Here is a 13,062-nt window from a genome sequence, read left to right as displayed (position 1 = left end):
CCCCCCCCCTAATCTTGAAGTCAATTTGCACGTCTTGCTTAATGCATAAACACTTACAAAATGAGAAACAGTTTTGCATAAAAAAGGCGCTGATATTTACCAGCGCCTTTTTTTGTTTTCATACACGGATTAACTAATTACTTAATCGTTACCGACTCGCGCAAGCGAACATCTGCGCTGGATGCTCCCACTTGCAGCTCGTACTTGCCCTTATCGACAACATATTGTTTTGAAGCCACATCATAACGCGTCAAGGCTTTTTCCGGTTTAACCGTAAAATTCACCGTTTTAGTTTCACCCGCTTTTAAGCTCACGCGTTCAAATCCGCGCAGCTCTTTTATCGCGTGTTCTTTTTTGGGCGATACGGCTTGCGCGTAAAGCTGAACAACTTCTTCACCATCACGGTTACTGGTATTGGTCACCTTAAGCGATACCTGCACTTCATCTTTTTTATGCAGCGTCTTCTTGTTTAGTTTCAAATCGCTGTATTTAAAATCTGAATAAGACAAACCGTAACCAAAAGGATATAGCGCTTCGCCCGTGAAATATCGGTAGGTACGGTTATGCATTGAGTAATCATCAAATGCAGGGAGTTTTTCATCTGCCTTATAGAATGTTACGGGTAAGCGACCGGCAGGGTTTGCATTGCCCCAGAGAACATCGGCTACGGCATTACCGCCGCTTTGGCCGGGGTACCAGGCCACTAACATAGCATCGGCATTTTTCTTGGCCCAATCAACACCGAGTGCTGCACCGGTTGTTAAAACAACAATCACTGGCTTGCCGGTAGCTTTCAATGATTCCAACAATTGCTGCTGAATTTTCGGCAAGCGAATATCAGTACGGTCACCGCCTGCAAAGCCGGGGTAATTTACCGTCATTTCCTCGCCTTCAACATCGCCCGTCAAACCGCCGACAAATACAATCGCATCGGCTGCTTTAGCGGCATCCATGGCTTCTTCAACACCGGGTTTTGCGTTGGGCAAACGCCAGGATAAACGCACTTCTGCATCGCGGATATCTTCAAAATATTCCAACTTGATGGCGTAAGATTTTCCTGCCTCTAAATTTATTTTGGCTGACTTGCTTTGGAGACGCGCTGATAATTCCCAAGAATCAATAACTAATGCACCGTTAATATACAAACGCATACCATCGTTTGCGGACACACTAATTTCATAAGAGCCTGTGGTGGGTGCAATCAATTGCCCTGTCCAACGTACTGAGAAATTATCTGAAGGCACTGCATCCGCTGATTTAACTTCACCGCGCGCCACAGCGTCATCAGTTGGTGAACCGCGATCCCAACGGAATGAAATGCGTGAATCTATACGGGTAAATACAGGTGCGCCAGAAAAATCACGACCACGGAAATATTCGCCCTTCAAACCTTGTTGTTTTGAATTTGCATCGGGGCGTAAATAACTCGCATCAATAATCGGTGCAGCGCGCGGATCTTCGCGGCCTTCAACTAAATCCACACCACGTGCGTAAGTAATTTGCGTTCCTGCAGGAGCCGCTGCGCGAATGCCTTGCAAAATAGTTACAGGGGCGGCAGGTGTGCCGTAATAGTTGCCGAGCAAGGACATTATTTCATCCGCCGTAGGGCCAATTACTGCAATATTTTTTTGCTTGCCGGAAAGCGGAAGAATGCCGTTATTTTTTAGCAATACGATAGATTTTTGTGCAGCAACACGCGCTAAGTGTTCGTGGCTTGGCGCTTGGTTAACGGAGTATGGAATACGCGCCCAAATAACACGCTTGGCATCATCAAACATACCCAACTCAAGACGAGTCATTAACAAACGTTTGAGTGATACATTAATTTCTTGTTCGGTAATTAATTTTTTCTCAACCGCTTCTTTCAAGGCTGCGTAGGTTTTACCGCAGTTTAAATCGTCCCCCATTTTAACGGCGAGCGCGGCGGCCTCTGCCGCCGTGGGTACTATTTTGTGAAAGAGGAAAATATCTTCCACCGAATCGCAGTCGGAAACCACATAACCTTTAAAGCCCCACTCTTTACGCAAAATATCTTGCAGCAAACGTTGGCTCGCGGACGCGGACTCCCCATTAACACGGTTATAGGCCCCCATTACCGATTTCACATTGCCGTCTTGCACAAGCGCGCGGAAGGCGGGCAAATAGGTCTCGTGTAAATCGCGCTCGTTAGGTTTCGCATCAAACTCGTGACGGCTCGCCTCCGGGCCCGAATGCACAGCAAAGTGTTTTGCGGTGGCATCCAACTTGCGATATTTGCCATCGGTTTGTTGCAGAGCTTTAACAAACTCAACACCCATAGCTGCGGTTAGGAACGGGTCTTCACCATAAGTTTCCTGACCACGCCCCCAGCGCGGATCGCGAAAAATGTTGACGTTTGGTGACCAAAAAGTAAGGCCTTGATAACGCAAACGTGATTCGCGGCTGATAAAATCATGATGTTTTGCTCGCGCCTCATCGCTAATGACACTCGCCACATCACGCATCAAATTTTTATCAAAGCTAGCAGCCAAACCAATCGCTTGCGGGAATACTGTTGCCGCACCTGCGCGCGCAACCCCGTGCAGCGCCTCGTTCCACCATTCGTAGGCTGGGATTTGCAAACGCGGAATCGCTGGTGCTGCGTTCATCATTTGGCTGATTTTTTCATCTAATGTCATGCGCGCAATTAAATCATCGGCGCGCGAATCGAAACTACAATCAGGATTTTTATAGACTTCTGGTTGATCGCTAGATGATGTGCAAGCAAGCGCAGGAACGCACAGCAAAGAAAAAGTTGAAATAAGAATACTGCGACAAAGAATACTTGGTGATTTCATTTATCACTCCCCACTGTTTCGTTATTTGTAATGCTTATAGATTGGTTGAAAGAACGGCTCTCACGCCGCAAAACCTTGCAACCACTTCGCAGACCGCTTAAAAAGCGAATAGTTTCTCTGCGATCTTTAGACCGCAAAGAATACCGCATTTAGAAGAGTGCGAGTACACCTGTCTATAAATTCACAATTGAAACTGAAATGAGATTTGAAAATCATTCAGGAGGCGAGCGTTAAATTTTTAACCCATTTACGTTTTTGGATACGGAAGTAAACCGGCAGGAATTTTAACGCGTCTTCCAAAAACATAAGCGCATACAAAAAAGTGAACGACCAGCCACCTAAAAAAATCGCCGTGGCGTAAATGGGCAATCCAAAACCCCACATAACAATCGTATCTGTGATCAAGCAGAATTTATTGTCACCGCCGGCGCGAAGCACGCCAATAATGCGGATCATGTTAAACACCTTGAGCCACACCAAGCCGCAAAAAACGCCCAACGTTTGTAACAACAATTGCGCAGTTTGGCTCGCCATAGGTTTGAATATTTCTAACACTAAGGGACGAGCGAACCACAGGGAGCAAGAAAACAGAAGGATCAACACAAAGGTAATGCGATTAAAGAATTTTTGTAGTCGCCAGGCTTCATCCAGACCATTAGCACCGAGCGAGCGACCAATCAGTACGGCCGCCGCGTTAGCAATCCCCACAAATAAAGCGAAGAATGTGCTCTCAACTGGAACCACCATACCCATCACGGCGAGCGCGTCCGTTCCGGCGAAACCTGTGAGCACGTGGTAGGTCGCATTTCCCACCGCCCAAATACCGTAGTTAGCAACCAGCGGTAACGAGAAAGCGAGGTAGCGTTTGATTTGGGTAGGATCAATCCCCTGCGCTAGCTGCTTTAACTTAAGCGCGAAGCCGTGCTTGGTTCCGTAGACGTAGCCCAAAATAAACAACAGCTGCACCGTACGCGCGGTCAAGGTCGCCCACGCCGCACCCGCAACTCCTAACGCAGGAAAGCCCCAGTTACCGGTAATCAATGCGTAATTCAAAGCCACGTTAATCACAGCGGCGATAAGCCCTGCAGCCAGGGGCATAGTTGTTTGGCCGAGCGCGCGCAAAGACGCTTCGACGATCACAATAATCTGCGTGAGCAGTAATACCGGAGCAGTGATAACGAGAAATTGGGCGGCGAGACGAGTGACTTCTGGATCCGGGTTTATCCAATGAATCCAAATTGGCGCCGCAAAACCGCACAGCAACATGATTGGGATGATGATAGAAACACCCACAACCAAGGTGACGGCGAGCATACGTTGGCAACTTGCGAAATCCTTAGCACCAAAGTATTGCGCAATCAGAACGCTTCCGCCCGTGGCAAAGCCACTCATCAATACCAAGAGTAGAAAGTGGATTTTTGCAGCCAAGCCTACCGCAGCTATAGCCTGTTCGCCGAGGGGAGCAACCATCATCACATCGATCATGGCCAAACAGGATTGCAGCAACATTTGCCCTGCAACGGGCAGCGCCAGCATAAGCAAAGTCACCAGAAAGGCTTTTGATGTCACAGTGGTTTTGGCTGAATGAACTTCGTGGGGAACGGATGGCACAGCTTGCTCCAGAACGGCAAAAATTCGCATTATAGGGATGCCACCACTAAAATGATTGTTGAAACGCTTGTGAGCCACGCCGCTTAACAATTCTTGAAAGACACCTGCGCGAGGCTTACTCAAAATAGCGCCTTAACCAACCACCTAATAAAGACAATAATTATGAACACATCTCCCCTAACGCACCCCGAAGCGCCCCAGCGCGTTTTATTAGTTGATGCTTTACGCGGTTTCGCACTCATGGGTTTGTTTCTGGTGCACTCCATTGAACTCTTCGAGCTGTACTGGCAAAACCCAGTGGATAGCAAAGTACACGATGTCATTTTCTTTTTATTTGCGGGCAAAGCCTACGCTATTTTCGCCATGCTGTTTGGGATTAGCTTTTTTATTATCATGGATAAACAGGCACAAAAAGGCGTGGACTTTCGCGGGCGTTTTGCGTGGCGATTATTAATTCTGTTCGGCTTGGGTACACTCAACAGCATGGTCTACTCTGGCGAGGTGCTGCAAGTATTGGCCTTCTACGGATTCTTCTTAATTCTTGTGTATCGCCTACCGACCAAATGGTTAATTGCCACTGCGATTTTCTTTTTGTTAACACCCAATCTTATTTACCACTATTGGGCATCTATGAATAACATGCCGGGCGCGAATGACAAGCTGCTCAGCTCAGTGTTCTACGAGCACACCGGTGAAATGTGGGCAAAAGGATCGCTGCTGGAAGTACTCGCCTTTAATGTCACTACCGGTTCATTGGCAAAATGGTTCTTCTTTATTGATGGCGCGCGCGGTGCGCAGTTGTTTGGCTTATTTTTTATCGGATTGGTCCTAGGGCGTCTTGGCTTTTTAGTTCACCCCATTAAATTTACCCACATTCGTAAAACGGTTTTTGTATTCTCCATCTTGGCAGCGATTGGGCTTTTTTCATTACAAAAATATTTAAGTTTGCCTGAGGTAAAAGCACTTTGGCCAACAACCGGCAACGCCAAATGGTATGTGGATGAATTGGTAAACGGCTATTTCTGCGTAGCCTTTATGGCTATTTTAGTCTTGTCATTTATTGCGCTCTATCTAAAACCGCTTGGCCAAAAAATCCTTGGCGTTCTCGCGCCCGTTGGCCGCATGAGTCTCACCATTTATGTGAGCCAAAGTTTGTGCGGTGTGCCTTTCTTTTACGGTTATGGTTTGGGCATGTATGACAAGCTTTCACAAGCGCAGGCGTTGATGATTGGTATTGCGTTTTTCACCGTGCAAGTTTTGTTTGCACACTGGTGGCTAAAACGCTTCCACTATGGCCCCTTGGAATGGGTATGGCGCGCAGCAACCTATTTAACGACCAATGTTCCATTTGTAAGGCGTTAAGAAACAGCACAACAAGATTAAAGTGAGCCTCAATGAGGCTCGCTTTAATCTTGTTATCGGTTTATTCCGAATAAGATATTAAATGCGATAGAAAAGATTATTTTAAATTACAACGCTTTCACTGAATCATATACAGTGACTTTGCTCCATAAGCTTTCGCAATCTGCAACAAATTTCAAATGGGTCGGGTGGGTTTGATAGATGTGCTCGTCCGCTTCGTTATCAAAAAAAGCCAACCATGAAACGCTGTAGCTACTATCGATAACACCGCGCTCTTCGGTTGCTGCGGGTGTAGCAATATGAAATCCTTTAATCGTTTCAATCGTATTTAAGGTTTTTACTCCCGCAATCAGCTTTGCTAAATCGTCTTTAGATTCTGGGTTTTTTAACCAGAAATATACGTGGTGCGATAAATTGGAAATAGTGCCGTTCATGGAAAACTCCTAAAAAGAAAAAAATGCAGCTTAGGTTAAAAAGAAAAAAGGGCGCAAGCGCCCTTACAAAACTTCTCAAATTAACCCTGTATTAACCGCTAACTCACCATGGGTTTAGTAGTTAGACTTTCAAGCATTTTTAAACGCTTGAGAATAGCGGCTTCAATTCCTGCAGTGTCTAACCCTTGCTCAATAAGTTGCTGCGCGTGATTTGCATGGTCTACAAAAGTATCATTCAGCCCTAAATGCAAAACCGACATTACATAACCTTGGCTGGCGAGATATTCACTCACCGCAGAACCCGCACCGCCTGCAATGGCGTTTTCTTCCAGTGTAACAATCAAGCTATGGCTATTAGCCATGCGTTCAATTAATTCTTCGTCCAGCGGTTTTACAAAACGCATATCGCACAGGCTCGCGTTTAATTTTTCTGCAACCTGTTGCGCGTTGGTGAGCAGCGTTCCAAAGCATAAGATCGCAACTTGTTTGCCCTCACGTTTTACAACGCCTTTACCAATAGGCAATGCGGTAAAAGCTTTTTCAATTTGAACCCCTGTACCCGTTCCGCGCGGATAACGCACGGCAGCGGGGCCTTTAAATTGATAAGCAGTGTATAAAAGTTGGCGGCATTCGTTTTCGTCGCTTGGAGCGGCGATCAACATATTTGGAATGCAGCGCAAGAAGCTTAAATCAAAACTGCCTGCGTGAGTGGGACCGTCTTCGCCCACTAAACCGGCGCGGTCGATGGCGAAGGTGACGTCCAAGTTTTGCAAAGCTACATCGTGAACAAGTTGATCGTAGGCGCGTTGCAAAAAGGTGGAGTAAATCGCTACCACTGGTTTTTGGCCTTCGCACGCCATACCGGCGGCTAAGGTTACGGCGTGTTGCTCGGCAATCGCGACATCAAAAAAACGATCGGAAAAGCGCTCCGCAAATTCCACCATGCCCGAACCCTCGCACATGGCGGGCGTAATGCCTACAAGATGCTCATCTTGCGCTGCCATATCGCACAGCCAATCGCCAAACACTTGTTGAAATTTAATTTTGCTGGGCGATGTAACTGCCTTCTTGGGTTCAATTTTATTAAGCGCGTGGTAGCCAACCGGATCAAGCTCCGCTGGCTCAAAGCCTTTGCCTTTTTGGGTGATGATGTGCAAAAGCTTGGGGCCTTTAATGTCGCGCAGGTTGCGTAAATAGCTCACCAAATCAATCAAGTCGTGGCCATTAATGGGGCCGACATAATTGAATCCCATTTCCTCAAACAAAGTGCCGGGCGACATAAAGCCTTTAAAGTGCTCTTCGGTCTTGCGTGCGAATTCCCAAGCCGAAGGGATTTTGGTGAGCACTTTTTTACTGCCCTCGCGCAGGCCGTTGTAAAACTTGCTCGCCCAAATTTTGGAAAGATAGGTCGCCAAACCGCCCACGTTGGGGGAGATAGACATGTTGTTATCGTTGAGGATAACCAGCATATCGGTGTCTGTGTGAGAGGCGTGGTTCAAGGCTTCAAAAGCCATGCCTGCGGTCATGGCGCCATCGCCAATAATCGCCACAGATTTGCGGCCGTTTGCAGCCATCTCGTTGCCGATTGCCATGCCCAGCGCAGCGGAAATTGAGGTGCTGGAATGACCAACGCCGAAAGTATCGAACTCGCTTTCATCGCGCTTAGGGAAGCCAGAAAGGCCGCCGCCTTGGCGAATGGTGTTCATGCGTTCACGGCGCGAGGTCAGGATTTTGTGCGGGTAGGTTTGGTGGCCAACGTCCCACACCAAGCGATCAGACGGGGTTTCATAAACGTAATGCAGTGCAATAGTCAGCTCTACTACGCCAAGGCCAGCACCAAAATGCCCGCCGGTTTGCCCCACGCTGAACAACAGAAACGCGCGCAACTCATCCGCTAGCTGGGGTAGGAGCTTCTCGTCCAACGCACGCAGGTCAGCGGGTGAGTCTATGCTGTCCAAAAGTGGGGTGGCTGGGCGGCTAGTGGGGATCTCGTTGAACATTCGTCACTTTCGTCTTGGAAAAGCGTGCATTGTAGGCTTTAGGCCTTGGCTTGCCTAGCGAAAATCCGGCGGCCGATAGCAGCGAATTCACAAAGCTGCGACCAGAAAGCTGTGGCAGAATAGCGCGCTGCGCACATCTTGCTCTAACCGCCTTCCGCTAAGGACTTTTCATGCTGGTACATCCCAATCCCGATCCCGTAGCCTTTCATATACCGCTGGTTTCATGGCCTGTGTATTGGTACGGAATTATGTACGGCGTGGCTTTCCTGCAATTTATTTTGCTGGGCAATCAGCGCATTAAGCAGCCCCACATAGCGGCGCAAGGGTGGACTAAGGAGCACGTCAGCGACATGATTTTTTACGGCATGATCGGCGTGGTAGTCGGTGGCCGTTTGGGTGAAGTGCTCTTCTATCGCCCAGCATACTTTTGGGAGCATCCGTTGGAGATCCCCATGACCTGGTTAGGCGGTATGTCTTTCCATGGTGGATTTTTGGGTGTGGTCATCGCCATGTGTCTGTGGGCGCGCAAGCATAAATTTGCCGTCGGCGATGTGTTCGATTTTATCGCTCCTTTAGTGCCTCTGGGTTATGCGGCCGGGCGCTTTGGTAATTTCATCAACCACGAATTACCGGGTCGCGCGGCGAGTGCGGATTTGCCGTGGGCGATGCAATGGCCGGGAGTCGATCACCTCGTCCACCCTTCCCCGCTCTACCAAACGCTTGTCGATGGCATTTTGCTGTTCGTTATTCTTTGGGCTTTCGCTCGTAGCGCCAAACCGCGTTGGGCGACAGGCGCTCTCTATTGCATGCTCTATGGATGCGCGCGCTTCTTTACTGAATATTTCCGCGTGCCTGACTGGCAAATTGATGTGGCGGGCATGACTATTTCCTCTGGTCAAATACTAAGTTTGCCGATGATCGCGGTGGGTGCAGCGGTGTTGGTGTGGGCTTACAAGCGCCCCACAATCGCGGCGGAAAACACGGCAAAAAAATCTACATCAGCGAAGAAAAAGAAATGACCCAGAAAATTGTGCTCGCCAGTGGCAACGCGGGAAAATTGCGCGAATTCCAACAGCTTCTCGCCGGTTGCGGATTCGACGTTGTTCCGCAATCAGATTTTAATATCGACAACGCCGAAGAAACGGGCACCACTTTTGTTGAGAATGCCATCATCAAAGCGCGTCACGCTTGTCAGCAAACCGGTTTGCCTGCGATTGCCGATGATTCAGGAATTGAAGTGGATGCGCTCAACGGCCGCCCCGGTGTTTATTCTGCGCGCTATGCGCGTGAAGGCGCGAGCGATCAAGAAAACAATCAAAAGTTATTGCACGAACTTACAGGTATTCCCGCAGAAAAACGTACCGCGCGCTACCATGCTGTGCTCGCTTATATGCGCCATGCGGATGACCCTACGCCCATTTTGTGCCACGGCACTTGGGAGGGGATTATTTTGACAGAACCTCGCGGCCAAGGTGGCTTTGGATACGATCCTTTGTTTTTTGTGCCTACTCATAATTGTGCATCGGCAGAATTAGATAAAGCAGAAAAAAATCGCATCAGTCATCGCGGCAAAGCCATGCAGGAGTTGCTGCAAAAAATATCTAAAACCTAACAACGGAAGTCGGTTAGACCATGAAAAATAAATTGATGTTGTTGGTCATTGTTGCGGGCTTGGCGACAGCGATTCACCGATTTTTGCCTGCATCCATTCAGCATCAAGTAGATTCGGTTATAGCGCCTGTTGCAGCAGTAACTGCTCCAGCACCAGCGAGTTCACAGAAAAAATACGTTTTACAAATTCCCGATGAACCTGCTTCTCTCAGCAATAAAAGCTCAGTTGAAAAGTCGAACGAGTCAGATGTTGCTAATGCCTACCTGCAACACGCGCAAGATGTTCAGGTATTGGGCGAAGGTGAAGTTATAAAGGTTTTGGCGGACGATAACCAAGGCAGTAAGCACCAACGGTTTATTTTACGTATGCCGGAAGGTTTCACAGTTTTAGTCGCACACAATATAGACCTCGCGCCGCGCGTAAGGAATATCGCCGTTGGCGATAAGGTTTCGTTTTACGGTGAATATGTGTGGAATGAAAAAGGCGGTGTAGTGCATTGGACGCATAGTGATCCGCATGGGCGTCATGCTTCGGGTTGGTTGAAGCACAAGGGAATTACTTATCAATAGTATTTACCGTCAGCAATCTTTTAATCTGTGTCGCACACTCAGCGAGATCGGCGGCACGCTACAATATGAATTTCTATTATGTCTCTGATTTTACCTCCGCTTTCCCTTTACGTTCACATTCCTTGGTGCATTCGCAAATGTCCTTACTGCGATTTTAATTCGCACGAATCGCGTGATGATATTCCTGAACAAGAATATGTAGATGCGCTGCGTTTGGATTTAGAAAACGATGCTGTACTGGCCCAAGGCCGAAAACTGACCAGTATATTTTTTGGTGGCGGTACACCGAGTATTTTATCTGCATCTGCGATTGCGCAGATTATTAAGAATGCGGAAGAACTGATCGGATTCGAAAAAGATATTGAAATCACACTGGAAGCAAACCCCGGTACCTTTGAGCAGGAAAAATTTTCTGGTTTTCGCGCGGCAGGAGTAAACCGTTTATCTATTGGTATTCAAAGTTTCAATGACAAGCAGTTGCAGTTATTGGGGCGTGTTCACGGTCGCGATGAAGCCCTGCGTGCGGTTGAGGTGGCGCGTACTGCAGGTTTCACTAATATCAATTTAGATTTAATGCATGGTTTGCCTGAACAATCTGTCGAGGATGCCAAAGCTGATTTGGCGCAAGCTATAGCGCTCGCGCCCGAACATATTTCTTGGTACCAACTCACCATTGAGCAAAACACCGCATTTTATTCCAACCCACCGATTCTTCCGTTTGAGGATACGCTCGCCGACATCCAAGATGAAGGTCAATTGATGTTGGCGCAAGCTGGCTATGATCAGTACGAAATTTCTGCTTACGCCAAAAATAACCAACGCGCGCGCCACAATATGAATTATTGGGAGTTCGGCGATTACTTAGGTATAGGTGCTGGTGCGCACAGCAAAATTACCCAGCCGGAATATTCAAAAATTTTCCGCATGTGGAAAACACGTTTGCCCAAGCATTATTTAGATGCAGCGACCAGTAATCGAATTTGTACAAATCTGGCTGGGCACCAGAATGTGTTCGGCGCAGATAGCGACGTGCTTTCACGTGCATCCCTGCCGCTGGATTTTTTAATGAATGCACTGCGTTTGAATGCCGGCGTGCCTACGCATTATTTGGCAGAGCGCACGGGTTTATCGTTGAAGGCTCTTGAGCCGCGCTGGTCGGAGTTCACAGAAAAAGGATTACTCGAAATTGCCGATAATCATCTGCGGCCAACACTTATGGGTCGCCGTTTTCTAAACCGCGTGCTGGAGGCCTATGCTGGTTAATGAATCCGTGATTTGAAAAAGTTGAAGTATAAAAATGGAGGCAAGTGCCTCCATTTTCTTTTATGGTTTTTGTCCTTATTGTGTTTTTTAGTTATGGTTTATTGTTGTTATGCGTGCGCGCCGGTAACGCGAATTTCATCTTTCCAGCGCAAGTGATCGGTGTAGTGCAATATCCGCATATTGCCTTGATAGTCTTCAATTAAAGCGCTGCAGTTTTCTATCCAGTCGCCCGTGTTGCAATAGGTAAGCCCATCTTGCTCAAACAGCGCCGGGTAATGAATATGCCCGCAAATGACGCCGTCGTAACCGCGCCGTTTGGCCTCGCTTAAACATTCTTGCTGATAGGTATCGATCGCGGCTTTCGCGCCTTTAATATTGCTTTTAATTAAGCCGGCTAATGAAAAGTACGGACGTCCCATCCATCTGCGAAAACGATTTCCCCAGCGATTAATAAACAGCAACAAATCGTAACCATGATCACCCATCATGCGAGCGAGCCATGAGTGATTTATGTAAGCGTCCATGGCATCGCCGTGCATGATTAAAAAGCGTTTGCCATAAGCATTTACGTATTCGTGTTCGTGCTGAATTTCGATAGCGCCGAAATGCTGCCCACAAAAGCGACGCAAGGGTTCGTCGTGGTTGCCGGGCACGTAAATGACGCGCACACCGCGCGCGGCAAGTTCGTAAAGTTTTAAAATAATTTGGTAGTGATTGTGCGGCCAGCAGAAGCGGCGCTTGAGTGACCAGAGGTCAACAATGTCGCCGACAAGATAAAGTGTGTCGCAGTGAATGTGATCGAGAAAATCGAGCAGGTAATTTGATTTACAATCGCGATAGCCCAAATGAATATCCGAAATCCAAATGGTGCGCGCGTGAACAAGCGGTGTTGCAACGCACATGGGGATAAGAGGTTCGTGCTGCTTTAGCGCGTGCGGTAACACAGAGCTGGATGCATTCATAAACGTGTCCATTCAGTGGTTTGCAAAATAGTTGCAAACGCACATGACGGAACGACAACACTTCTATGAATTTTTGATGACGTGAAGCGCCTTGTGGCGCTTTTCTTTATTTTGCTGCAGCTGTTTTGTCGGAATGTTGCAGCGTATCTTGGCGAAGCCAATTTAACACAGCGTAGCGGCTTTCCAACATGTCCTTATAGGTTTGCAAAATGACCGTGTTGGGCTTTTGTTGTTTTTCCAAAAGCTGCAAGCGTTCCTTTAAAAAGGCGATATCACTTTCAACCTTGCGGGCTACATCTTCGCTGTTGTGTTCCACATCGCCTATGCTGAGTCGCGTCATTGAATCTCTCCTAATTTTCCTTGGTTAGGTGAGCATTATCCTTGGTTTAGTCCATGAGCAATAGGCGACATTCTCCTTGCGTTTTGTGAGCTT

General features: G+C 47.7%; 11 protein-coding genes. 5 read left to right on the top strand and 6 right to left on the bottom strand.

Features of this window, described 5'->3' with window-relative positions; all coding sequences use genetic code 11:
• Nucleotides 1-137: 137 nt before the first annotated feature.
• Together U1F02_RS11140 and U1F02_RS11135 are read right to left on the bottom strand one after the other, a co-directional pair.
• Nucleotides 138-2,816 (bottom strand): glycoside hydrolase family 3 C-terminal domain-containing protein, encoded by a 2,679-nt coding sequence (locus U1F02_RS11140; protein ID WP_409990467.1) that lies wholly within the window; start codon nucleotides 2,814-2,816, stop codon nucleotides 138-140.
• Between the two features lie 216 nt (nucleotides 2,817-3,032).
• A complete protein-coding gene (locus U1F02_RS11135; RefSeq protein ID WP_409990466.1) occupies nucleotides 3,033-4,550 on the bottom strand; it encodes an MATE family efflux transporter in 1,518 nt (505 codons plus the stop codon).
• Nucleotides 4,551-4,589: 39 nt separating this feature from the next.
• Between U1F02_RS11135 and U1F02_RS11130 the strand changes: the two genes are divergently transcribed.
• Complete coding sequence (locus U1F02_RS11130; RefSeq protein WP_409990465.1) at nucleotides 4,590-5,789, top strand: DUF418 domain-containing protein; 1,200 nt, start codon at nucleotides 4,590-4,592, stop codon at nucleotides 5,787-5,789.
• A 107-nt stretch (nucleotides 5,790-5,896) separates the two neighbouring features.
• Here the strand turns inward: U1F02_RS11130 and U1F02_RS11125 are convergent, their stop codons facing one another.
• Both U1F02_RS11125 and dxs read right to left on the bottom strand, forming a co-directional pair.
• Entirely contained in the window at nucleotides 5,897-6,223 is a 327-nt protein-coding gene (locus tag U1F02_RS11125) for a Dabb family protein (RefSeq protein WP_409990464.1), read from the bottom strand.
• Nucleotides 6,224-6,321: 98 nt separating this feature from the next.
• On the bottom strand, nucleotides 6,322-8,223 hold the full coding sequence (dxs, locus tag U1F02_RS11120) for a 1-deoxy-D-xylulose-5-phosphate synthase (protein ID WP_409990463.1): 1,902 nt from the start codon (nucleotides 8,221-8,223) through the stop codon (nucleotides 6,322-6,324).
• Between the two features lie 170 nt (nucleotides 8,224-8,393).
• Between dxs and lgt the strand changes: the two genes are divergently transcribed.
• The 4 genes from lgt (at nucleotide 8,394) to hemW (ending at nucleotide 11,667) form a co-directional block, all read left to right on the top strand.
• Nucleotides 8,394-9,242 (top strand): prolipoprotein diacylglyceryl transferase, encoded by an 849-nt coding sequence (gene lgt / locus U1F02_RS11115; protein ID WP_409990462.1) that lies wholly within the window; start codon nucleotides 8,394-8,396, stop codon nucleotides 9,240-9,242.
• The gene (locus U1F02_RS11110; RefSeq protein ID WP_409990461.1) at nucleotides 9,239-9,835 is read left to right on the top strand and encodes an XTP/dITP diphosphatase; all 597 of its coding nucleotides are present in this window, start codon (nucleotides 9,239-9,241) and stop codon (nucleotides 9,833-9,835) included. Before lgt ends, U1F02_RS11110 begins: the two co-directional genes overlap by 4 nt.
• A 20-nt stretch (nucleotides 9,836-9,855) precedes the next feature.
• The gene (locus tag U1F02_RS11105) at nucleotides 9,856-10,404 is read left to right on the top strand and encodes a DUF3465 domain-containing protein (protein WP_409990460.1); all 549 of its coding nucleotides are present in this window, start codon (nucleotides 9,856-9,858) and stop codon (nucleotides 10,402-10,404) included.
• A gap of 78 nt (nucleotides 10,405-10,482) precedes the next feature.
• On the top strand, nucleotides 10,483-11,667 hold the full coding sequence (gene hemW / locus U1F02_RS11100; RefSeq protein WP_409990459.1) for a radical SAM family heme chaperone HemW: 1,185 nt from the start codon (nucleotides 10,483-10,485) through the stop codon (nucleotides 11,665-11,667).
• A gap of 107 nt (nucleotides 11,668-11,774) precedes the next feature.
• Here the strand turns inward: hemW and U1F02_RS11095 are convergent, their stop codons facing one another.
• A complete protein-coding gene (locus U1F02_RS11095; RefSeq protein ID WP_409990458.1) occupies nucleotides 11,775-12,629 on the bottom strand; it encodes a UDP-2,3-diacylglucosamine diphosphatase in 855 nt (284 codons plus the stop codon).
• A 106-nt stretch (nucleotides 12,630-12,735) separates the two neighbouring features.
• The gene (locus tag U1F02_RS11090) at nucleotides 12,736-12,969 is read right to left on the bottom strand and encodes a hypothetical protein (RefSeq protein ID WP_409990457.1); all 234 of its coding nucleotides are present in this window, start codon (nucleotides 12,967-12,969) and stop codon (nucleotides 12,736-12,738) included.
• Nucleotides 12,970-13,062: the final 93 nt, after the last annotated feature.

Source organism: Cellvibrio sp. (genome assembly GCF_046347455.1).
Lineage (GTDB): Bacteria > Pseudomonadota > Gammaproteobacteria > Pseudomonadales > Cellvibrionaceae > Cellvibrio.
Note: the sequence above shows the minus strand (reverse complement) of the source record. Positions and strands in the feature narration are given on the sequence as shown.

Excerpts from the sequence above, each read along its gene's own strand:
- U1F02_RS11140 (WP_409990467.1), bottom strand. The coding sequence starts at position 2,816 with ATGAAATCACCAAGTATTCTTTGTCGCAGTATTCTTATTTCAACTTTT.
- lgt (WP_409990462.1), top strand. The coding sequence starts at position 8,394 with ATGCTGGTACATCCCAATCCCGATCCCGTAGCCTTTCATATACCGCTG.
- U1F02_RS11095 (WP_409990458.1), bottom strand. The coding sequence starts at position 12,629 with ATGAATGCATCCAGCTCTGTGTTACCGCACGCGCTAAAGCAGCACGAA.
- dxs (WP_409990463.1), bottom strand. The coding sequence starts at position 8,223 with ATGTTCAACGAGATCCCCACTAGCCGCCCAGCCACCCCACTTTTGGAC.
- U1F02_RS11105 (WP_409990460.1), top strand. The coding sequence starts at position 9,856 with ATGAAAAATAAATTGATGTTGTTGGTCATTGTTGCGGGCTTGGCGACA.
- U1F02_RS11090 (WP_409990457.1), bottom strand. The coding sequence starts at position 12,969 with ATGACGCGACTCAGCATAGGCGATGTGGAACACAACAGCGAAGATGTA.
- U1F02_RS11125 (WP_409990464.1), bottom strand. The coding sequence starts at position 6,223 with ATGAACGGCACTATTTCCAATTTATCGCACCACGTATATTTCTGGTTA.
- U1F02_RS11110 (WP_409990461.1), top strand. The coding sequence starts at position 9,239 with ATGACCCAGAAAATTGTGCTCGCCAGTGGCAACGCGGGAAAATTGCGC.
- U1F02_RS11130 (WP_409990465.1), top strand. The coding sequence starts at position 4,590 with ATGAACACATCTCCCCTAACGCACCCCGAAGCGCCCCAGCGCGTTTTA.
- hemW (WP_409990459.1), top strand. The coding sequence starts at position 10,483 with ATGTCTCTGATTTTACCTCCGCTTTCCCTTTACGTTCACATTCCTTGG.